Genomic DNA, 21,284 nt, shown 5'->3' with positions numbered 1-21,284 from the left:
AACTTATCCACCAATTATTATACACGCTTTTTAATGAGAAATAGGCTTGTTCACAAAAAAGTCGTCTTCCTAGAAAAATAAGGAAGACGACTTTTGATTAGAAAACAAAATGTAATAGGTAGTAAAACAGAGCAGCTAAAGAAGCTGAAATAGGAAGTGTAATAACCCATGTAATTAACATGCGTTTTGCAGTTCCCCATTTTACCCCTTTCACACGGTGAGAAGCACCAACCCCTAAAATAGAAGAAGAGATAACGTGCGTCGTACTAACCGGTAAGTGAATGAATGTTGCACCGAAAATAACAAGTGATGATGATAAATCGGCAGCTACACCATTTACAGGACGAATTTTCATAATTTGTCCACCGACAGTTTTAATAATTTTCCATCCGCCGACAGAAGTACCAAGCCCCATTGCGATAGCACAAGATAATTGTACCCAGAACGGGATATCGCTAGAAGTATGATAGTTATTAGCCATAAGAGCCATCGTAATGATTCCCATTGCTTTTTGTGCATCATTCGTACCGTGTGTGTAGGCTTGTAATGCTGCAGTGAAAATCTGGAATATACGGAAGTTCTTATTCGTTTTCGTTAAGTTAAAGTTTTTAAATACTACTTTAAAAATACTGTATACGGTATAACCAATAACGAAAGCGATAATCGGTGAAATGATTAAAGCTTCAATAATTTTAATAAATCCTTTAAGATTTAGCGAGCTAATCCCAGCGGCCGCAATTGCTGCACCTGCGATTGAGCCGATAATTGCATGCGAAGAACTACTTGGAATACCGTAGTACCAAGTAATTAAGTTCCAAGCTATCGCCGCAAGCAAAGCAGCTAAAATTACAAGAGAACCATTTTGTAAGGCGAATGGATCAACGATATCTTTTGTAATCGTTTTTGCTACACCTGTAAATGTCATTGCGCCCAAAAAGTTCATAATAGCCGCCATAATAATGGCATGTCTAGGCTTTAGAGCTTTCGTTGAAACAGCCGTTGCAATAGCGTTTGCTGTATCGTGAAATCCATTGATAAAGTCAAAAGCTAAAGCGCAAATGACTACTAAAACGGTCAGTATCAAGAGTGTATCCATGATCAAACTCCTTACGCGTTCTTCATAATAATTGTTTCTAATACGTTTGCAACGCTTTGACAGCTATCAGCTACTTCTTCAAGCTCTTCGTAAATCTCTTTAAATTGAATAATCTTAATCGGATCTTTTTCACGAGAGAATAAGTTCTTAATCGCATGACGGCGAATATCATCACACTGTGATTCATAATCCTTAATCTTAATCGCATTTGTACGAATGTCGACTAATTTTTTGTTAGACATTAATTCAACAGAGTTTGCAATCTCAATCGCACATTGATTAATTGCTTCTACGAATTTAATCATGTATTCATCTGCTTCTGTAATAGAATACATTTCGAACAGACCAGCACTGTGATCTAATCCGTCTAATACATCATCCATACTCATTGCAAGTTGTAGGATGTCCTCACGTTCAATCGGAGTGATAAACGCTTTGTTTAACTCCATAATGATTTCGTGAATAAATGAGTCACCTTTTGACTCATACTCTTTCATGCGCATAGAAAACTCTTTTAAATCGCTAGCATTTTTAATTTTATACTCCACGAAAAACTGCGCGCCTTCTTTTAAATTTTCGGAAACATTCATTAACATTTCAGAAAATTTATCTTTTTTTGATTTAAAGACCATTATTGTTACCCCCACAAAAGTAATATATGTAAAATATATTGGCTAATCAATTCTAACAAAAAACTGTCGTTTTTTAAAACATTTTATCGAAAAGTTTACAAAAACTTAACATAACTCTCGTTGTTCTATTAATAATATTAATATCCAATAGTGAATATCTTACTTGTAGAATGTCCTTTTCTTGCAAAAAGTATGAATGTAAAAGAAAAGCTTTACACTATAGGAATGACTACGTTATTATAATAAATTTAAAAGGCGGTATATTCTTCCTTTTAAAAAGAAGAGTGTAAATAAATGAAGGAAGTGAACGAATGAAATTGAAGAACACTCATTTTAAAAAAATGCTTGAGTGGTTCAATAAGAGGAAGAAACTTCGTAATTCATTAATTGTATTGGGAAGTGTATTCGTTACTCTATTTATTGCTGTAAATATAATAATTTCCATTCAAGACATATCTGAACTAAAACAAGCTGTTCCACAACCGACTTTAATTTATGATGCAAATAATGAGGTCGCAACTAAATTAGCTTCTTCGAAAACAGAAGGCGTTAAAAGAAAAGATATTCCTGATATTATGGTTCAGGCAATTGTTGCAGTAGAAGATAAGGAGTTTTTTAACCATCATGGTATTTATTATAGTGGAATTATAAGTGCGGTTTTTAAAAATATTACAGCAGGAGAAGTTGTAGCTGGGGGAAGTACAATTACACAGCAGCTTGCGAAGAATGTATTTCTGACACAAGATCGTACATTTTCTCGTAAAATAAAGGAATACTTTTTAACAAAAAAAATAGAACGTACTTATACAAAAGATGAAATTATTGAAATGTATATGAATCAAATTTATTTTGGGGAAGGTGCTTGGGGTATAAAAAGGGCAGCAAAATCTTATTTTGATAAAGATGTAAAAGATTTAACAATTTCAGAAGCTGCAACGATTGCAGGCTTAATTAAAGCACCATCTGCATATTCACCTTATAAAAACTTTAACAAGTCAATTGAAAGACGTAATGTCGTATTAAGCTTAATGAAAGAGCAAGGGTATATTTCTGACGAACAGTATAATAAAGAAAAAGAGAGCGGTCTTGTATTAAAACGTGGTGTGGATGATAAATACAAGGGAAAATATTCTCAATATGTAGACTATATTGTTAGAGAAGCAATGGACAAGTACGAATTGACACAAAATGAAATTTTAGCGGGTGGTTATCGTATTTATACAGAGCTTGACCCGAAAAAACAACAAGCTGTAGAAGACGTTGTGAATAATGATAGTTATTTCAAAGATAATGGCTCAGACCAACTGATGCAAACGGGTGTAGTTCTTATGAATCCAAAAACAGGTGGTGTACCAGCTTTAGTTGGAGGGAGAGGACCGTATCAGTTTTTACAGTTTAATCATGCAACCCAATTAAAAAGACAACCTGGCTCAACGTTAAAGCCTTTAGCTGTATATGTACCCGCGTTAGAGCAAGGGTATGAAGTATACGATATATTGAAAGATGAACCATTTAATATTAAAGAATATAAACCACAAAATAGCGATCATACTTTTCACGGTGATGTGACAATGTATGAAGCTGTGGCAAAGTCGTACAATGTTTCGGCTGTTTGGCTATTGGAACAGATTGGATTAGATAAAGGATTGAAATCTTTAGAGCGATTTGGTATTCCATTAGTGCCAGAAGATCGTACGTATCCAATCGCTTTAGGCGGTATGCATGTAGGAACATCCCCATTTGTAATGGCTCAAGCGTATAGTACATTTGCAAATGATGGTGTTCAAGTGGAAGCTCATGCGATTAGAGAGATACAAAATGCGGAAGGTGAAACGATTGGAAAGTGGTATAAGAAAGAGACACGAGTGACAAGCGAGAAAATTTCTCAAAAGATGACATATTTATTAAAAGGCGTTGTCGAAAAGGGAACGGGCGAAAAGGCGAAAGTTAATAATGTTGATACGGCCGGTAAGACAGGAACTACTCAAATTGTAAATGGCCCAAGCACCGGCGCAAAGGATTCATGGTTTGTTGGATACACACCAGATTTGGTAGGTGCGATTTGGGTAGGATATGATAAAACAGATAGCGATCATTATGTTCCGGGTGGTAGTCAAATTACGACGACAATGTTCCGGGATATTATGAAAAAAGCGAACGCAAATCCAGCTCAAAAAGCATTTCAGTTATCGCTCATATCTGAGGCTGATTATAAAAAACAATTGACTACAATAGAAGAGGAAAAACGAAGAAAAGAAGAAGAGAAGAGAAGGAAAGAAGAGGAACAACAAAGAAAAAAAGAGCAACAAGAGTGGATTGATAAAGTGAAAGAATGGATTCCTTCATTTTGGTAAAAGAAAGAGGCGAATAATGAAATTCGCCTCTTTTTTGTATGAAAAACAAAATGAAACTTTAAACGATTGAAATTATCCCTTCTCCGTACTAGTTACTACTCGTTAAGTATAATGTTCGTATTGCCAAAGGATTGAGAATCGTATGTGACAATTATTTTTCCTTTACTAATAGGTTCGTAAGGTAATTCTTCTTCGTAATTACCATTATTTTCATTGTGGATAGAAAGTGTAATTTCATCGATTTTTTTATTTGTATACTGATCTTTAATCGTTTCAGCAATTTGAAGTAACGCTTCGGAACTAGAAGCTTTCGTAATAAGCATTCCCGTTATAACTTTCTTTTCATTTTTTGTTGCATTGGAATAAGGGATGTTGCTTTGTTTCGTATACAAAATTTTGTATGGAACAGTTTTTCTATCTGCTTTTGAAATAGTGGAATATTTTAGAGTTAAAAAAAATCCTACACATAAAATAATGCATACCATAAGAGCAATCCAAATGCGTATCGGTGACATAACTCTCATTTTTCATCCCTCTTTCATATCTTTGACTTCATTATTTATCATACAAAATGAGGATTAAGATAGAGTAAATTTGAGGTAAAGAAACGTAAAGAAGGAGCACTTATCCTCCCAAACAAGTGCTCCTTTTTATTAAAAGAGAGATTTAATAGACAATCAAAATCACATCTATTACTTATAAATGTGCTTAGTCCTCCCAAAATATTTTCGGAAATTGTGGTTAGTAAATTCGGAAGACAGATAGTGTCGCAGTTGTATCGCCCGCAGGTCCTTGAGCGCCTTGAGGCCCTTGAGCACCAGTAGTCCCCGTAGTTCCTCCGCCTAGGCAACCAAATCCATATTGAACTAGAATAGCTTGGCCAAGAGCTTGAAGAAGTCTAACGAATTCTGTAAGTTCGGACTTAGAAATGTTAATATGACTGCAAGCTCTGACTTCGCAACAATCATTACCATAAAATACTTTTCCTTTATTTTTATTGTTCATCTTTTCATTCTTTTCTTTCATAGAATCATTAGTCATTACTATATATTAAAATGAAATTTATACTAAATTCGTGATGGACAAACTACCATTTCTAAAAAAATAAGAAATTGGCCCACCTAGAAAGAAATAAGTAAGATATAGAGAAAGGTTTATATAATGTAAAAAAGAAAAGTGCAACATAAAAAACTACATGCTAATTGTTGGGAGTGTTTAACAATTGGCATGTAGTTCGTGGATAGTCCTTTATTTACATTGATTTAATTTTTCAAGGGTTGTTTTAGGTAAGATTGGAATTGAAATAGTGAAAGTTGTACCATCTTCATTACTAGTCATTTTTAATGTGCCGTTATGATTTTGGATGATTTTTTTTGTTACTGACAAGCCCAGTCCTGTTCCCGAATCCTTCGTTGAGAAGAATGGATCAAAGATATATTCTTGAATAGCTGGAGGAATACCAATTCCATTATCTGTGAAAGTAATCCGAATGAAGTTATTAAGGCGATAACTAGTAATTTGAATAGAAAGAGGTTTGTCGCCTTGAGCATCGACGGCATTTTGAAATAGATTTAAAAACACTTGAACAAGTTCATGTCGATCAATATTGACTAAAATATCATCTAATTCATTAGAGAAGTTATAATCAATTGAAATATTATGCAAGGAAACTTCACTAGCTAGTAACTGTTGAATATAGTCACGTAAAAATGTATTGATGGGAAACGGTTCTCTTGTAAATTCCCGTGTTTTTGAAATGGCTAAAAATTTTGTAATAATATTATTTGCACGATCTAATTCAGGGATAAGCAAGTTTTTAAATAACTCTTTATTTGATGGAGAAATGCTTTCTTGTAAAAATTGTAAGTATCCTCGTACTGTTGTAAGAGGATTTCGTACTTCGTGTGCAATTCCAGCTGCGATTCGCCCTGCTAACGAAAACTTCTCAGCATCACGTTCTGTATTTAAATAATGAAAGACACTAATAACTCTAAAAATCTCCCCGTTATAATCGCGAATAATTCGGTTATTTATAATGCCATAGTTTTTGTCTAAAACTTCTTCATTATATATTTCTGTTCCCGTTTTTAATGTTTCAATTGCTTTAATTTTTTCTTCCGGCAAGTTTAGTAATTGTTGAATCGGTTTTCCGATAATATCATTTCGTATCACACCGAAATCATCTGCAGCAACTTGATTACATAAAGTAATATTCCCTTTACTATCGATAAAGGTTACATGATGTGAAAAGGCATCAAAAATATGTACAAAGTGTTTTTCAAGTTGTTCAAATAAAAATAATGAATCACAAGTAAGTTGAAAATGAGCCTCTTTATTCTCTTTTGGTATTTCTTGAATGGAATGAGTCGTTCTAGTTTTCTTTATTCGTAAACCAATATGTGGATTTTTGTATGTGAAATGATGTGGTAATTGATTCACAAGTTCTTCATAAAAACGTACTTTATTTTCTAGTTCTTCAATTCGTTTTTCATGAGATACAGTAGCATCGTTTGGAAGCATAAATAAATAACCCCTCATTTTAAAAATTCTTCCATATAGTATATCATATTTTTATAAGGATACTCTTAAAGAAAAGGCTACATGATGCAAAGTGTTTGGAAAGTGAATTGAAGATGAAGTTAAAAGGGAGAGGTATATGTGCTGTTTATTGGAGTGACAGGATGGGGAGATCATGATTCTTTATACATAAATCCCTATGAAAATAGAAATAAATTACGAACATATAGCGAGTATTTTCCTATTGTGGAAGTGGATAGTTCATTTTACGCAATGCAACCTGCACGAAATTATATAAAATGGGCAATGGAAACGCCGAAAGATTTTTCTTTTGTCGTAAAAGCGTATCAAGGAATGACAGGACATATGAAAGGTGAAATTCCTTTTTCTACGTTCGATGAGATGTTTGATGTGTATAAACAGTCTATTCTTCCTTTAATAGAAGCTGATAAATTAAAAACAATTTTATTTCAATATCCACCATGGTTTGATTGCAAAAAGAAAAATGTAGATTTTCTTCGATATACGAAAGAAAAAATGGAAGGTTTACCATGTGCAATAGAATTTCGAAATCAAACATGGTTTTATCCAGAAATGAGAGATAAGACGTTACAGTTTCTAGAACAGGAGAAATGGATTCATACAATTTGTGATGAACCACAGGCTGGGATAGGTTCTGTGCCACTCGTGTTAGAGGTTACGAATTCAGACATGGCATTAATACGTTTTCACGGTCGAAATGTTCATGGTTGGCTTGATAAAGGGGAAAATTGGAGAGCGGTTCGCTGTTTATATCGCTACAACAATAAAGAACTCGAAGAATGGGTTGAACGACTAGAGCAATTAAAAAAGAAAACAAAGGATATATACGTACTGTTTAACAACAATTCAGGTGGGGATGCAGCAGATAATGCGAAACAGCTTATGAAAATGATGAACATTACATATGGTGAGCCGAAGCCGGAGCAATTAAATTTTTTTGAATGATAATAAACAAGAAAGGCACTGTACAAACAGGGGGAATGTACAGTGCCTTTCTATATGAAAAAGAGGGGTAACAATGTTACTGAGCGTTTGGTTGATTCATCAATTGTTGGCTTCATAATAAATGATAATGGTTATCATTATCATTGTCAATGGTTTTTCTAAAAATATATAAAAAACTTTGTGTATTTTAAATAGAGATAAAAAAAGAACAGCGATTAATGCTGTTCTTTTCCATTGACGAATTGTTGTAAATCAAAAGGAGTTATCGCTTGGATAAATTCTTTTGAGATAAGTGTTTGAACGAGAGTGCTCTCAGAGATAGAAGCACCTGTTTTCTTTTCATAAGCTTGTTTTAATAAATCAAGTTTTTCAGCCGTTTCTTTTGGTAATTCAATTGTAAGTGTGTTCATAATTTCTCCCCCTTATTATTAGAGTACCACTACAGTATAGGAGAGACAAGAAAAGAGAATATGAAATATAAAAAAGGTTACCAAATTTTAAAATGGTAACCTTTTTTATGTATAAGAGTTATTAAGCAATACCGATATACTTTAAAGTTTTTGATGGAGTACTGTGATCAAAGAAGTGTTGTAAAAACGCAATATCAACACCTGATTTGTATGCACAATAACCCCAAGTTTTTCGAAGTGTATGTGAGCTAATCCCTTCTAATCCAACTTCTTTTGCGGCTTTGTTTAAAATGTACCATGCATGTTGTCTCGTAATAGATTTTGTTCCTTTTTGAGATTTTAACAATGGTTCATTACGTTTCCAAGTTTTACGTTCTTTCATGTAGTCTTCGATTGCGTGCTGTAAGTCTTCATTTACAGCAAACCATTTATGTTTCTTCACTTTTTCATTGTAAAATAAAATGGAATGGCGAACATTTTCATTTTCATCGATTACATCACTAACTTTTAATTGTAAGATTTCACTTACTTTTAAGCCAGAATTTACAGCTAATACGAATAATAAGCCATCACGTTTCGAAGATTGTAAAAGTATATTTTTGATAGTTTCTAATTGTTTTTCATTTTGAATAGGTTGTCCTGCTTGTTTCATTTCACGCACTCTCCTCTTTTATATGTGTAAAGGAAAGGATTAACTTGTTTCTTACTATAAAGGGAGAGTGTGAATTTCATGTGAACTCCTAGTGAAATTAAGACAAATTATTTGACTTCTTTTACTTTTTGTAAATTGAAATAGAATACAACACTGTTAGTCGTATTATACACACCATACTCGGCATGATGGAGGTCTAAAATGTTTTTTACAATAGATAATCCGAGACCGGTACCTCCGGTGTGACGGCTACGTGATGCATCTAGACGATAGAAGCGATCCCAAATTTTTTCAAGGCTTTCTTCAGGGATAGGGTTTCCTGTATTCTCGATTTCGACTTTTACGGTATCTTCTGCTTCTATAATGGAGACTTGTATTTTTTCTCCCTCTGGCGTATAACGGATTGCATTACTTAGTAAGTTCACAACTACTTGTTCAATGCGACTGCGATTTGCTTTAACAAGTATAGAAGGGTCTGCATCGATGTTCACTTGTAAATGTTTTTCTTCCATGCTAAATAATAATTTTGTGTAGACTTGTTGCGTTAATTCACCGATTGAGAACGTCGTCATATCTAGTTTGTAAGTACCAGATTCCAACTTTGCTAATTCTAACATTTCAACAATCAGCCTGTTCATATTTTCTGTTTCTTCTAAAATAACATCAGTATAATACGAAGTATCCTTACTAACACCATCTTTAATTCCTTCTGCAAAACTTCTAATTACACTTAGCGGTGTTTTTAATTCGTGTGATACGCCAGAAATGAATTCTTTTCTTGTTTTTTCTAATTGACGTTCACGTTCAATATCTTGTTGTAACTTTGTATTAGCAACATTTAATCGATCGATTCGATCTTTTAAATTTACAGATAATGTATTGATACTGCCAGAAAGCCCGCCAATTTCATCGTCAGCTGTAACAGGTAATTTCTCGCTGAAATCAAAATTAGCCATTTTTTTTGTAACACGATTTATTTTAATTAATGGCTTTACAATAATTTTTGAGTAGTAGAAGGATAACAAAATAATTACGAGAAACACGATGATTAAGGCATAGACATAATAATCTTTTAAAACGAGCATCGCTTCATTAACAGGCTGCAAAGATGCTATCGCAAAAGCATATTCTGTAATCCTTCCATTTTCTATAATCGGTTTTACAAAGATACTATTTTTTATATTTTCTCCGCCATCTAATATGAAAGTACTTAATTGGTTCGAGTTAGAAGTGCCCTCTCTAATCATATCAGCAAAATATTGAACGGCTTGTAATGTTTCAATATCATTTGCAAGGCGAACCTCAGCTTTGGATGGGAGCTGTAACTTAGTTATAACACCTGTAAAGACGATTCGAGTTGTAGATTTGTATCGGCTCGCAAGTCTATTCTTAGAAGGATTTCCATTAATTGATTGAAAATCCGAATAGAAATGTTCGTTTTGCCATTGATTATAATTCGTTCCTAATTTTTGTGGTGTGATTATATTATTCTCTTGCACGACTCCATCAACATTGATTATTACATCTTTTTTTAAACCTAAATTTTCGAATTTATTATATTCTTCTGGTGTTAAAAGATTATTGAGTGGAATGGAATACTGTTTATTATTGTTGGGATTAAATACATCGATATAGTAATTGTTATCACTTTTAATAATACCGTTAGAATCTAAAAACTGCATATCGGCATTTGTTTTATCATGAAATTCTTGTTTTAGTTTTCTAACCTTCTCATAACTTTTATCACTTTTATCATAATTATCTACGAATTTTTCAAAAGCAGTTTGGACTGTTTTTACTTTCTTATTAATATAAAATTTCTCTAAAAATAGAGATTGTCCTAGGAAAAAAAGTAGGAATATGATTGTAAATAAAGTGGATGTTAATAAAAATAGTTTAAAGACGATACTTCTGTTTTTCACTGCGTCACCTCTTATGAGAAATACTGTAAATGATTTCTTTATCCCGCTTTAACGGGCAATAAGACTCCCACTTCAAAATTCGGCGAATACAAGGGAGTTAAGTGGGAGATCAATTGCCCGTAAAATCCGATTGGTTCAACTAATAATCAGTGGGGGATGGAAAAAAAACCCACTGATTAAAGTTTCACTTTATTATAACAAACGTTACAAGAAAGTAGAGGGGAGAAATCTGTCTCTTTATAAAGTAGTTATTTATAAAAAGTCACATAAAAAGAACTCGCCAGACGTATGACAAGTTCTTTAGTGTACTATTGTTGAATTGCTGCATCTAAAGCGATTTCAATCATTTCGTTAAATGTAGTTTGACGCTCTTCAGATGTTGTTTCTTCGCCAGTGAAGATGTGATCGCTAACTGTTAATACTGATAATGCATTTACACCGTATTTCGCTGCTAATGTGTAAAGAGCAGTTGTTTCCATTTCTACTGCTAATACACCGTAATCTCCAAGTTTTTTAACCATGTCCATGCTTTCACGATAAAACACATCTGCTGTTAAAACGTTACCGACACGAACGTGTAATCCTTTTTCAGTTCCAGCATCATAAGCTTTCTTTAAAAGGTCAAAGTTTGCAGCTGGTGCAAAATCAAATCCTGGGAATGTTAAACGGTTCATATTAGAATCAGTACAAGCCGTCATTGCGATAATAACATCACGAACTTTTACATCTTTTTGAATTGCACCGCAAGTTCCAACGCGAATTAAATTTTTAACTCCGTAGCTTTGGATTAATTCGTTTACATAAATAGAAATAGAAGGAACACCCATACCTGTACCTTGAACAGATACACGTTTTCCTTTATAAGTTCCAGTGAAACCTAACATACCACGCACATTATTATAGCAAGTAACGTCCTCTAGAAATGTTTCAGCGATATATTTTGCACGTAATGGATCACCAGGTAATAGAATAGATTCAGCGATTTCACCTTGTTTTGCTTCGATATGTACACTCATAAAAAAGTCCTCCTTATAATGTATTGATAGAAATCAATATCATTTGCATTATACACTACGAATCCTTTCAATTAAAATCTTTTTATTATTTGTAATATGTGCAAAATAGGAGGATTTCATAAATCATAATCTAGAATATATATCTTAAGAAGTTTTGTATGAATAGAGACAATAAAAATGGTAGGTGATGTTTTGAAAAATCTTGTCATCGGGCTTATTGCGTTAGTACTTATTGTGGCAGGAGGATTTTACATAAAAAAATATCAAGAAAACGAAGAGACTGTAGGAGATGTTCAGGAAGTAAAGTGGGATGTTTCGAATGGAAAGGGAAATGAGAAAGTAGATATTGTATTTCAGTTGTTAAACAACAAGAATAATGAAATTCGTGGTGTAAATGATCAAATGCGGGCAGTGATTGTAGATGGACAGTTAAAAAACATACAACAAATTAAACCCACATTTGCAGGGAACGGGTCATATAAGTTATCTTCCAAAATAGCGAAAGACGAAGAATATACAATATTTTTATACGAAGACAAAAATAAGTCCGTAGAGTCATTCGCTAGGAAGAATTTTGGTAGAACGAAAGAGGAGAACAATAAGAAAAAAGTGAAATTTCCAATCGACAGTGTACTTACAAAAAAAATAGGAGAGTATGAAGTTTCTCTTTTATTTGGTGCATTACATCCGAATGAACCAGTTACGTTAACATTTCAGTTTCAAGCGAAAAAGGGTGAAAAATTGAAATTACATTCAGAGAGAGGAGAAGTAGAGTCACTCTATATAGTGGATGAAACGAAGGAGAATTTTTTATACGCTATGCCTGTAGATACGGATGAACAATTACAATACCGAATTACATTTCCTGCCGAGGGCACGTATAAAATGTGGGGGAATTTCTATATAAATGGTAAGAAGTATGAAAAAGAATTTATTGTACAAGTTCAAAAAAGAAAAAACAGCTAAGAATTTAGCTGTTTTTTCTTTTTCCTATTAATTTTGTTACAGAGAGCATTGTAATTGGTAAAGAATGATTCTTCCTAAATGCTAAATATTTACCGCTCCATGCTGGTTTATATTTTTCTTTAAAATGTCGTAATCCGCTGAAACTATACGTATAACGAACGTTATTAAAGATTGCAGCAGCCACTCGTTCAGACCAGAAAGACTGTGTGGATAAACCAACATTTGAAAGTGGTGCCATACCGATATTAAAGGAGTGGTATTCATTTTCTTTTGCCCACTGGAATAAGTGGATGAAAATTGCGTCCATAATGCCGCTAGGCGCATCTGGATAATATCGCATTAAATCGACAGATAATGATCCGTTTTGATATACAGGCATGAATGTTGTGAATGCAATAATTTTTCCATCCGCATCAGATAATGTTGCGATAGGAGCGCGACTAATATATTCACGATCGAAGTATCCGAGTGAAAAACCTTTCTCTTTTTTTCCACCAAGCCATGCATCTGAAACTTTTCTTAACTCTTCATATAATTCGTCGGAGAAAGGTGGCTCATGAATAGAGAATGTATAGCCTTCTCTTTCAAAACGGTTGAAAGTAGCTCGCATGCCAGCGCGTTTCTTTCCTGTTATTGTAAAGGTATTTAAATCAACAACAGCTTCTTCACCAAGCTTAAAGAAGTTATAACCAAAATCGTGGTATAAACTCATCCATTTACTTTCAATTTGATAGAATACACAAATGTATCCAAATCGATCAGCCTCAGCTAAAAACTCTTGCAATACAGTACGATAGGAGGAAGGGTCCCCAATTGGATCACCTAGTACAATAAGTCGTTTTCCAGTTATTGAGAAGAGAATGAGTGCTTTTCCATCACTACTGAAAAAGAACTGTTTATCTCCTAAAAAACCTAAATGACTAAGTACATTTCCACCATGTTCATCTAAGAAGTTGTGTAATCGTTTATCATTAGCTGGTTGCCCGGGAAATTCATTTCGATAACGATTTGCAATGAGTGAACCAATTAGTAAAAAAGTAGGAACAAAAAAGGCAGCTGCTAATGCACTTCGTTTCACTTGTGTAATATTACGAACGACAAAATCAGGTTTGAAAGCTTCTTTTGCACCTGCAAATAAAATACCTAAGTTTTTATATAAATATAACGTTACAAGTAGGAATATAAAAACTTTTACGATATCGGAAAGTGAGACTTCCATTTTCTCACGTACAAACCTTTTACGAAGCATATACAATACAGCGAGTACGATTAATAAAATAAAAGTTTCTTCAACATCAATTCCTTTTAGTGTGTTAAAAATAGCCGCTCCAATTAAAGAAACAATCGTCATATAATAAGAACGTTTTGTTCCGTAATATATCCCCCGCGAAAGAATGAGGAGGAGAATACCGAATGTTAGCGATAAGCTAAAAGAAAATTGAATAAGATGTTTTGGAGCTAGAATATGTAAGGCGTGTGCCCGATTTATACTTGTCGGTAGAATGGTTGATAAAATAACCATTAAGCCAGCAAATACTGTTAAAGCAGCAGATGCCCAAGAACCTAACTTTCCTAGAAAGTCACGCTGCAAAGTCCATATAACACCAGTTGTCTCTAATGCAGGCGCAATAAAAGGTTTATCTTCAAACTTTTTAATGGCTACTCCTGTCATTTCAAAAGCTGCAAAAATGAGACCAAGGCAGAAGGGCAAGATGTAATAGACGAGACGATATAATAACATAGCAGGGAGTAAAACACCTGTATCGATGCCGTATTGCCCAAGCCCAGTTAAGAAGACAAGATCAAATGATCCAAGGCCACCAGGAACAAGACTAACGACACCAGCTAAAGCAGCAATAACATATACGCCTAAAAACTTTTGGAATTCGATTTCAATGCCAAATAATAGTAATATGACGTACATAACAATACCAGCAGATACCCATTCGACTAATGAAACTAATGAGTATAAAACAGTTGGGTTTTTCTCCTCTTCTTCTTGTTCCTCTGTTTGCATCGCTTTTCTATTTTTTAATTTAGAAAATCCGATATATATAGGGACGAAAAGAGCGAAGAAGATAAGAACAGGCCATAGCCATGGTTTTTCATGCAAAATAAATCTCGTGTCTAATATTCCGATGAGACCAAGAAATGAAAGAATGGCTAATCCATTAATAAAGGCAGTTGTCATCCAAGCGATACTTTTAATAAGTTTTCCATTTTCTTTTATATATGGACGATAAAGCATTGTGCGTACGCCGGCTCCAACAAGACCACCAAACCCGATAAATCCATTTAAAGTATTAGCAATCCACGAGATACGGAAAATCTTTTGGACAGGGATATCAGCTTTTAAGTAACGAAGCATAACATAGTCATAAAAGAACATTGTTGATACAGCGAATGCACCAAGTGTAATTGCTAAAAAGACTCCTCCAGTTGGAATGTTTTTAATTGTATCAATCGCTTCTAAAAAAGAAATGCCCGCTAATTCTTTTTTTGCTTGAAAGAATACAATTGTTAATACAACAAATGGGAAGACAATTTTCCCGATTTGTAAGAAACGTTTCCATGAAAACGACATAAATACAACTCTCCTTGTATAAGAAAACTGAGACAATAATATTATTATGACAAACTTCAAGAAAAATAAAAAGGTAAATTCCTGTATAGGCGAGCTATTTTTTATATAGGTATATTTAAAAGAATATTTTGTTTGTCAGAAAATTAAGTTAGAATAAGATGAAAGAGGGGGAGGGGAGTATATGATTATAAAAGGTTACGTAGGATATGAGTTAGAAAAAGCGAAACCTAATACATCAGAAGATTTTTTTAACAGATCTGAAGTGACATATATATTAAATGGTAAAGAGAAAACTTTTTCGGTTTTATACGTTCGATATTTTGAAGAAGTTTTACAAGAAATTACTCCTTTTGAAGGAAATCCAGTGTATAAAGTAGAAGAACAAAACATATATTTGCGTGATATTGTAGCGATATGTTGTTTAGTGAAAGATAAGGAGCTTCGTGCGCAAAAACGTTTGTATTTAAATAATATGGAAGAATTTCAACAATATTTTGATGAGGGAACGGTGTCGAAAGTACAAGAAATATTGGCTGAATTACATAAAAATAAAAGAGTAGAAATAGCGTGAAATGGCAAAGGAGAGAGAAAAATGTCTAATTTGATGGTTGAAAATCAAACAGAACAAGTTTCTATATTTTTAGAAGATGCTATTAATTTGATAACCAATTATGTAAATTATCATACGTTACCTTCTTTATTAGAGGAAACACCAGCAGGGAATGAGCAATATTATAAAGGGGTATTAGCATCAATGAGACGACTTCTCGTTTTTTGCGAAGAAGGACAGGATGCATGTTTTGTTTTGTTGAATAGCCAGCCATTTCGAAAAACAGCAGCTGAAAAAATTTTATATAAGATTTACCATCAAGTAATTGCAGAGTTTTTTTCACCGAAGAGTGATCATTGGTATGAAAATAGTCGGTCTGCATATACAGGGAAAAATTCTATCGTTTTTCAACAAACACCACCTGCATCTTTGGAGCAAGTGATGAAGAGTTTAGAAGGTAAATTTCAATTGATGCGTGAAGAACTAGAATATTATGAGACGGATTATCAGACAAAGATGTTACACAAATATTGATTGAGGAAAAGAAGCTAAGGTTACTTAGCTTCTTTTCCTTTTGTACAGTTATATAAGGGATTTTCATTGAATATAGTTAAGTGGATAGCATTAGGGAGGTGCAACATGAATCAGCAAGGTGTATTTACAGATTACTTTCATGAAGTAGAAAATTGGTGTGAAAGTGTTCTTCACGTATTAGATAGCCGCGCAATGGAAGTGTATGATGTCCATATGCTTGCCTATAAAATTCAGACGTTATTAGAGCGTATGAAAGAGCATGAGTATGAAACAGATGCAGAGTTTATGTATGAAATAAGCGATGATGTAGAACATATTCAGCATCACTTGCAGGAAGTATTTATGCAAGAAGAAGAGGAATATGAATTATATGAAAGAGGGGATAGTGAACGAGCTGTCCCGATTGGAGGACATACACTCCCGCCATTACCTTATCCGTATAATGCATTAGAACCGTATATTTCTAAAGAAATTATGATGTTACATCATGATAAACATCATCGGAGTTACGTGGAAGGGTTAAATAAAGCAGAGAAGATGATGGAAGAAGCGAGAAAAACAAATAAATTTGATTTAATTAAGCATTGGGAAAGGGAAGCGGCTTTTCATGGGTCAGGTCATTACTTACACACGATATTTTGGAATAACATGAAAAAAGACGGTGGTGGAAGTCCAAGAGGAGCTTTTTCACAACAAATTGAACAAGATTTTGGGAGCTTTTTACGTTTCCAAAAACATTTTACAGAAGCGGCCTCTAAAGTAGAAGGTTCAGGCTGGGCAATTCTCGTTTGGGTACCCCGGTCTGGAAGGTTAGAAATTTTGCAAAGTACACTTCATCAATTATTTACACAATGGGATACGATACCGCTCCTTGTACTAGATGTCTGGGAACATGCGTATTATTTACAATACCAAAATCGAAAAGATGAATATATTAAAAACTGGTGGAATGTTGTAAATTGGCCTGATGTAGAAAAAAGGTTTGAAACTGCGAAACAAATTGAATGGACACCATATTAGACGCAAATTCTCTGCGTCTTTTTTAATGGAAGTAGAAGGAAGATTTCGTTCATATTTTAAAAGGCCAAGCATACACTTGTACAAAAAGTGCCAAAAGGACGTGGGGGGAAATATGAGACGAATTTGTGTAATCATTACGCTTCTTATGATGTATGCAAGCGTTATGCCGATTCCTACATATGCAAAGATGAACAGCAATGTCAGTGCTCGAAATGCTGTATTAATGGAGCAACAGTCTGGTCGTGTATTATACGGAAAAGCAGAACATGAGCCTCAAAAAATTGCTAGTATAACAAAAATTATGACCGCCTTATTAGCTGCTGAATCAGGGAAGATGAAAGAAATGGTATCAGTTAGTAATGAAGCGGTGAGGGTGGAAGGATCGGCAATCTATTTAAAGCCTGGACAAAAAGTGAAGTTAGAAGATTTAGTATACGGACTCATGCTTAGATCTGGTAATGACGCAGCGCAAGTAATTGCTGAAAGTGTGGGTGGGAGTATAGATGGATTCGTATATTTAATGAATCAAAAAGCGAAAGAAATTGGAATGAAAGATACGCACTTCTCAAACCCTCATGGCTTAGATGGAGATGGATCACATTATTCGTCGGCTTACGATATGGCATTATTAACGAAATATGCAATGGGAAACGAGACATTTAAGAAAATCTTTGGAACCAAAACATATAAATCAGATTCTTGGGATTACCCGTGGAAAAATAAACATAAGCTGGTAACGTCTTATTATGAATTTGCAACAGGAGGAAAAACAGGCTTTACGAAGAAAGCTGGGCGAACGCTTGTGACAACGGCATCAAAAGATGGACTAGATTTAATTGTCGTAACTTTGAGTGCCTCTAGTGATTGGGATGATCATATGAATTTGTTTGATAAAGGTTTTGAACGTTTCAAACAAACGAAAGTTTTAGGACAAGGAGCAATTGCTGAAATAAATGAAAAGAAGTATGCCAACCATGTTTATACGAAAAATAGTTTTTCGGTACCGTTAACTGAAGAAGAAAAAAAGAACGTAGTATTAAAAGTTGAACTCCATAAAAGTATAAAACTTACGGATGGAGTAAAGGTTGGGAAGACAGACATTTATGTTGGTAATGAAAAAGTTGGAGAACGGAATTTATTTTATAGTAAACGGAAGTTAGTAGCTACAACGGGACTTTACTGGAATAATGTGAAAGAAATTTTTTCTTACATGATAGGTGTTGGGAACGATGGTTAATCTCGTATGGGTAGCGATGGCTGTCATTGGGATTGTATACGCCATGATAAATGGCACGATGGAAGAAGTGAATAAAGCTGTATTTGACGGAGCAAAAGATGCGGTAACGATTTGTATAGGACTTATTAGTGTTTTAGTATTTTGGCTCGGTTTAATGAAAATTGCAGAGGAAGCCGGATTGTTAAAAAAATTAGTTACACTTTTTATGCCGATAGTAAAAAGGTTGTTTCCAGAAATACCAAAGGATCATCCGTCTATGGGATTTATTCTATCAAATATGATGGCAAACTTTTTTGGTCTAGGTAATGCAGCAACCCCTCTTGGTATTAAAGCGATGGAACAACTGAAAGAGTTAAATGGAGGAAAGGATTCGGCGAGTCGTTCTATGGTGACGTTTCTAGCATTAAATACATCAGCCATTACATTAATTCCTACGACAGTCATTTCCATTCGAATGACGTATGAATCAGCGAATCCTACTGAAATTGTTGGGGTAACATTTATTGCACAAGTACTTTCTATGATTGGAGCAATTTGGATTGACCGCTATTTTTACCGAAGAAGGAGTAGAAAGGGGCGGAAAAAATGAGTATTGTAAATACAATTTCCTTATGGGTAATTCCTTGTGTAATTGGTTTTATCCTTTTATATGGCACAGTAAAGAAAGTACCGACGTATGAATCGTTCGTTGAGGGAGGAAAAGAAGGGATTCAAATTGCAATTTCCATCTTACCGTTTATGGTTGGAATGCTTGTGTCTATTTCTATATTCCGGTCTTCAGGTGCATTAGACGCAATGATATCGGTAATGAAGCCAATGTTAGATTTGATCCATGTTCCAGCAGAAATTGTTCCACTAGCACTTATACGCCCTATTTCAGGCTCTGCTGGTTTAAGTATTACGACCGATTTAATTGCCACATATGGGCCAGATTCGTTTATTGGGAGATTGGCTTCTACGATGCAAGGGAGTACAGATACGACTTTCTATATTTTAACTGTATATTTTGGAGCGGTTGGGATCAGAAAAATGGGGGATGCACTAAAAGTAGGACTTTTTGCAGATTTAATCGGGATTATATGCTCAATTGTGTTCGTTTCTTTATTGTTTCAGTAATACTATTCATTTTTTACGCTATTTCGCTTATAATACGTATACGACCACTATTAAGGTGTAGCTTAATAGTGGTTTTTTTATGTGGTATTTTTGACAAAATGATGAACTTTTATTGTGAGAAATATGAAAAATATGGACAATAATAAAGGGTAAAAACATGATTTGACCTTTATATGTTTATTATCATCGCTATGTTGTTTAAGTAAGATGAAGCGAATAGCCGTAAAGCGTATGCGGTTGCCAAGTCTTTCTAATGTAAGGTAAGATAAATTCGAGGTGAAAAAAAGAAATGGAACGATTACAAAAAGTGATTGCGCAAGCAGGTATTGCATCGAGAAGAAAGGCTGAGGAATTAATTCAGCAAGGAAAAGTGAAAGTTAATGGAAAAATAGTGAAGGAGTTAGGGACAAAAGTAACTCCTCAAGATAAAGTAGAAGTAAATAACATCCCTCTTGAAAAAGAAGAACCTGTTTATTTTTTACTATATAAACCAACTGGCGTAATTTCCAGTGTATCAGACGATAAAGGAAGAAGTGTTGTAACGGACTTTTTCCCGGAAATTACACAACGTTTATTCCCAATCGGACGCTTAGATTATGATACGTCTGGCGTATTATTAATGACAAACGATGGGGACTTCGCAAACGTATTAATGCATCCTAGATATAAAGTTGAAAAAACATATGTTGCAAAAATAAAAGGGCCATTAACAGGTGAGAAAATTCGCATGTTAGAACGCGGTGTTACGTTAGAAGACGGTAAAACAGCACCAGCACGTGTGAAAATTATTTCTTGGGACAAGCGTAAAGAGATGGCTATTGTACAATTAACAATTCATGAAGGACGTAATCGTCAAGTACGTCGTATGTTTGAAGCGTTAGACTGTAAAGTAGTGAAATTAAAACGTGAACGTTATGCTTTCTTAGAAGTAGGAAGCCTGCGACCTGGTGATGCGAGAGAATTGACACCACATGAGGTGAAACAATTACGCGCGCTTGCTTCTACAAAGCCAAGATAAGCTATAGAGTTAAAAATTCACCAGTGGAGTGCTCTGCTGGTGATTTATTCAATACAACATTTACAGAAGATAATACATAACATTTATCGAGGAGAGGAGAAGTAATATGAAGAAAAATCGCTTATTATTTCGCGTTATTATTCTACTCATTTTATGTGGTGCTGTAGGATTTACCCTTTATCAAGGATTCTTTGCTAATAAAGAGAAAATGCAAATCGGAAAAGAAGCACCTAACTTTGTTGTGACGGATTTAGAAGGGAAGAAAATTGAACTAAAAGATTTAAAGGGAAAAGGTGTATTTTTAAACTTTTGGGGCACGTGGTGTAAACCTTGTGAAAAAGAAATGCCTTATATGAATGAATTATATCCAAAGTATAAAGAAAAAGGTGTTGAAATCATAGCGTTAGATGCAGATGAAACGGATATTGCAGTAAAGAACTTTGTGAACCAGTATGGTTTGAAATTCCCAGTTGTCATTGATAAAGGACAAAAGATTATAGGAACATATGGAGTAGGTCCATTACCGACAAGCTTTTTGATTGATAAAGATGGAAAAGTAGTGGAGCAAATTATAGGTGAACAAACGAAAGAACAGTTAGAAGGGTATTTAAAGAAAATTACTCCGTAATAAAGAAAGCCTTTACATAAGGGGTGCGTGTCTATAGTGCCTCTG

At 34.3% G+C, this 21,284-nt stretch carries 21 protein-coding genes; 11 read left to right on the top strand and 10 right to left on the bottom strand.

Features of this window, described 5'->3' with window-relative positions; all coding sequences use genetic code 11:
- Positions 1-97 precede the first annotated feature (97 nt).
- Both B9A45_RS22545 and B9A45_RS22540 read right to left on the bottom strand, forming a co-directional pair.
- The gene (locus B9A45_RS22545) at positions 98-1,096 is read right to left on the bottom strand and encodes an inorganic phosphate transporter (protein ID WP_000380273.1); all 999 of its coding nucleotides are present in this window, start codon (positions 1,094-1,096) and stop codon (positions 98-100) included.
- Positions 1,097-1,107: 11 nt separating this feature from the next.
- Positions 1,108-1,728, bottom strand: a complete 621-nt coding sequence (locus B9A45_RS22540; RefSeq protein ID WP_000231449.1) for a DUF47 domain-containing protein — start codon at positions 1,726-1,728, stop codon at positions 1,108-1,110.
- 311 nt (positions 1,729-2,039) lie between these two features.
- On the opposite strand from B9A45_RS22540, the gene B9A45_RS22535 reads away from it, so the two are divergent.
- The gene (locus B9A45_RS22535) at positions 2,040-4,082 is read left to right on the top strand and encodes a transglycosylase domain-containing protein (RefSeq protein WP_000769232.1); all 2,043 of its coding nucleotides are present in this window, start codon (positions 2,040-2,042) and stop codon (positions 4,080-4,082) included.
- 95 nt (positions 4,083-4,177) lie between these two features.
- Here the strand turns inward: B9A45_RS22535 and B9A45_RS22530 are convergent, their stop codons facing one another.
- The 3 genes from B9A45_RS22530 to B9A45_RS22520 all read right to left on the bottom strand — a co-directional run bounded on the left by B9A45_RS22530 (position 4,178) and on the right by B9A45_RS22520 (position 6,602).
- Entirely contained in the window at positions 4,178-4,606 is a 429-nt protein-coding gene (locus B9A45_RS22530; RefSeq protein WP_001265589.1) for a hypothetical protein, read from the bottom strand.
- 217 nt (positions 4,607-4,823) lie between these two features.
- Entirely contained in the window at positions 4,824-5,108 is a 285-nt protein-coding gene (locus B9A45_RS22525) for a hypothetical protein (protein ID WP_002100864.1), read from the bottom strand.
- Between the two features lie 222 nt (positions 5,109-5,330).
- On the bottom strand, positions 5,331-6,602 hold the full coding sequence (locus B9A45_RS22520; RefSeq protein ID WP_000937240.1) for an ATP-binding protein: 1,272 nt from the start codon (positions 6,600-6,602) through the stop codon (positions 5,331-5,333).
- 138 nt (positions 6,603-6,740) lie between these two features.
- On the opposite strand from B9A45_RS22520, the gene B9A45_RS22515 reads away from it, so the two are divergent.
- Entirely contained in the window at positions 6,741-7,586 is an 846-nt protein-coding gene (locus B9A45_RS22515; protein ID WP_000897354.1) for a DUF72 domain-containing protein, read from the top strand.
- Between the two features lie 215 nt (positions 7,587-7,801).
- Here B9A45_RS22515 and B9A45_RS22510 read toward each other — a convergent pair whose 3' ends face one another.
- The 4 genes from B9A45_RS22510 to deoD form a co-directional block, all read right to left on the bottom strand.
- Positions 7,802-7,996, bottom strand: a complete 195-nt coding sequence (locus tag B9A45_RS22510) for a DUF3924 domain-containing protein (RefSeq protein ID WP_001094860.1) — start codon at positions 7,994-7,996, stop codon at positions 7,802-7,804.
- Between the two features lie 121 nt (positions 7,997-8,117).
- Positions 8,118-8,648: a tyrosine-type recombinase/integrase gene (locus B9A45_RS22505; protein WP_000806236.1), complete on the bottom strand. Its 531-nt coding sequence runs from the start codon at positions 8,646-8,648 to the stop codon at positions 8,118-8,120.
- Positions 8,649-8,755: 107 nt separating this feature from the next.
- Positions 8,756-10,570, bottom strand: a complete 1,815-nt coding sequence (locus tag B9A45_RS22500) for a sensor histidine kinase (RefSeq protein WP_000797507.1) — start codon at positions 10,568-10,570, stop codon at positions 8,756-8,758.
- Between the two features lie 308 nt (positions 10,571-10,878).
- Positions 10,879-11,586, bottom strand: coding sequence for a purine-nucleoside phosphorylase (deoD, locus tag B9A45_RS22495; RefSeq protein ID WP_000110707.1), 708 nt, complete (start codon positions 11,584-11,586; stop codon positions 10,879-10,881).
- Positions 11,587-11,763: 177 nt separating this feature from the next.
- Between deoD and B9A45_RS22490 the strand changes: the two genes are divergently transcribed.
- Positions 11,764-12,552 (top strand): hypothetical protein, encoded by a 789-nt coding sequence (locus B9A45_RS22490; RefSeq protein WP_000232610.1) that lies wholly within the window; start codon positions 11,764-11,766, stop codon positions 12,550-12,552.
- Positions 12,553-12,556: 4 nt separating this feature from the next.
- On the opposite strand, the gene mprF is transcribed toward B9A45_RS22490, so the two are convergent.
- On the bottom strand, positions 12,557-15,136 hold the full coding sequence (gene mprF, locus B9A45_RS22485) for a bifunctional lysylphosphatidylglycerol flippase/synthetase MprF (RefSeq protein WP_000010888.1): 2,580 nt from the start codon (positions 15,134-15,136) through the stop codon (positions 12,557-12,559).
- Between the two features lie 181 nt (positions 15,137-15,317).
- Between mprF and B9A45_RS22480 the strand changes: the two genes are divergently transcribed.
- From B9A45_RS22480 to resA, 8 genes are all read left to right on the top strand, one after another.
- Positions 15,318-15,707 (top strand): hypothetical protein, encoded by a 390-nt coding sequence (locus B9A45_RS22480; protein WP_000584363.1) that lies wholly within the window; start codon positions 15,318-15,320, stop codon positions 15,705-15,707.
- Between the two features lie 21 nt (positions 15,708-15,728).
- Positions 15,729-16,220 (top strand): YpuI family protein, encoded by a 492-nt coding sequence (locus B9A45_RS22475; protein ID WP_000067556.1) that lies wholly within the window; start codon positions 15,729-15,731, stop codon positions 16,218-16,220.
- A 105-nt stretch (positions 16,221-16,325) separates the two neighbouring features.
- On the top strand, positions 16,326-17,240 hold the full coding sequence (locus B9A45_RS22470) for a superoxide dismutase (protein ID WP_001075739.1): 915 nt from the start codon (positions 16,326-16,328) through the stop codon (positions 17,238-17,240).
- A 112-nt stretch (positions 17,241-17,352) separates the two neighbouring features.
- Positions 17,353-18,477, top strand: a complete 1,125-nt coding sequence (locus tag B9A45_RS22465) for a D-alanyl-D-alanine carboxypeptidase family protein (RefSeq protein WP_001252636.1) — start codon at positions 17,353-17,355, stop codon at positions 18,475-18,477.
- Positions 18,470-19,066: a spore maturation protein SpmA gene (gene spmA, locus B9A45_RS22460; protein WP_000247811.1), complete on the top strand. Its 597-nt coding sequence runs from the start codon at positions 18,470-18,472 to the stop codon at positions 19,064-19,066. The genes B9A45_RS22465 and spmA overlap by 8 nt, the downstream gene beginning before the upstream one ends.
- Entirely contained in the window at positions 19,063-19,593 is a 531-nt protein-coding gene (spmB, locus tag B9A45_RS22455) for a spore maturation protein SpmB (RefSeq protein WP_000029516.1), read from the top strand. The genes spmA and spmB overlap by 4 nt, the downstream gene beginning before the upstream one ends.
- Positions 19,594-19,882: 289 nt before the next feature.
- Positions 19,883-20,611, top strand: a complete 729-nt coding sequence (gene rluB / locus B9A45_RS22450; protein WP_000440556.1) for a 23S rRNA pseudouridine(2605) synthase RluB — start codon at positions 19,883-19,885, stop codon at positions 20,609-20,611.
- A 106-nt stretch (positions 20,612-20,717) separates the two neighbouring features.
- Positions 20,718-21,239, top strand: coding sequence for a thiol-disulfide oxidoreductase ResA (gene resA, locus B9A45_RS22445; protein ID WP_084065121.1), 522 nt, complete (start codon positions 20,718-20,720; stop codon positions 21,237-21,239).
- Positions 21,240-21,284: the final 45 nt, after the last annotated feature.

Source organism: Bacillus sp. JKS001846 (assembly GCF_900176455.1).
In the GTDB taxonomy this organism is placed as follows: Bacteria; Bacillota; Bacilli; order Bacillales; family Bacillaceae_G; genus Bacillus_A; species Bacillus_A cereus.
Note: the sequence above shows the minus strand (reverse complement) of the source record. Positions and strands in the feature narration are given on the sequence as shown.

Coding starts and splice junctions, on each gene's coding strand:
- B9A45_RS22545 (WP_000380273.1), bottom strand. CDS start 1,096: ATGGATACACTCTTGATACTGACCGTTTTAGTAGTCATTTGCGCTTTA.
- B9A45_RS22540 (WP_000231449.1), bottom strand. CDS start 1,728: ATGGTCTTTAAATCAAAAAAAGATAAATTTTCTGAAATGTTAATGAAT.
- B9A45_RS22535 (WP_000769232.1), top strand. CDS start 2,040: ATGAAATTGAAGAACACTCATTTTAAAAAAATGCTTGAGTGGTTCAAT.
- B9A45_RS22530 (WP_001265589.1), bottom strand. CDS start 4,606: ATGAGAGTTATGTCACCGATACGCATTTGGATTGCTCTTATGGTATGC.
- B9A45_RS22525 (WP_002100864.1), bottom strand. CDS start 5,108: ATGAAAGAAAAGAATGAAAAGATGAACAATAAAAATAAAGGAAAAGTA.
- B9A45_RS22520 (WP_000937240.1), bottom strand. CDS start 6,602: ATGCTTCCAAACGATGCTACTGTATCTCATGAAAAACGAATTGAAGAA.
- B9A45_RS22510 (WP_001094860.1), bottom strand. CDS start 7,996: ATGAACACACTTACAATTGAATTACCAAAAGAAACGGCTGAAAAACTT.
- B9A45_RS22505 (WP_000806236.1), bottom strand. CDS start 8,648: ATGAAACAAGCAGGACAACCTATTCAAAATGAAAAACAATTAGAAACT.
- deoD (WP_000110707.1), bottom strand. CDS start 11,586: ATGAGTGTACATATCGAAGCAAAACAAGGTGAAATCGCTGAATCTATT.
- B9A45_RS22490 (WP_000232610.1), top strand. CDS start 11,764: ATGGTAGGTGATGTTTTGAAAAATCTTGTCATCGGGCTTATTGCGTTA.
- mprF (WP_000010888.1), bottom strand. CDS start 15,136: ATGTCGTTTTCATGGAAACGTTTCTTACAAATCGGGAAAATTGTCTTC.
- B9A45_RS22480 (WP_000584363.1), top strand. CDS start 15,318: ATGATTATAAAAGGTTACGTAGGATATGAGTTAGAAAAAGCGAAACCT.
- B9A45_RS22475 (WP_000067556.1), top strand. CDS start 15,729: ATGTCTAATTTGATGGTTGAAAATCAAACAGAACAAGTTTCTATATTT.
- B9A45_RS22470 (WP_001075739.1), top strand. CDS start 16,326: ATGAATCAGCAAGGTGTATTTACAGATTACTTTCATGAAGTAGAAAAT.
- B9A45_RS22465 (WP_001252636.1), top strand. CDS start 17,353: ATGAGACGAATTTGTGTAATCATTACGCTTCTTATGATGTATGCAAGC.
- spmA (WP_000247811.1), top strand. CDS start 18,470: ATGGTTAATCTCGTATGGGTAGCGATGGCTGTCATTGGGATTGTATAC.
- spmB (WP_000029516.1), top strand. CDS start 19,063: ATGAGTATTGTAAATACAATTTCCTTATGGGTAATTCCTTGTGTAATT.
- rluB (WP_000440556.1), top strand. CDS start 19,883: ATGGAACGATTACAAAAAGTGATTGCGCAAGCAGGTATTGCATCGAGA.
- resA (WP_084065121.1), top strand. CDS start 20,718: ATGAAGAAAAATCGCTTATTATTTCGCGTTATTATTCTACTCATTTTA.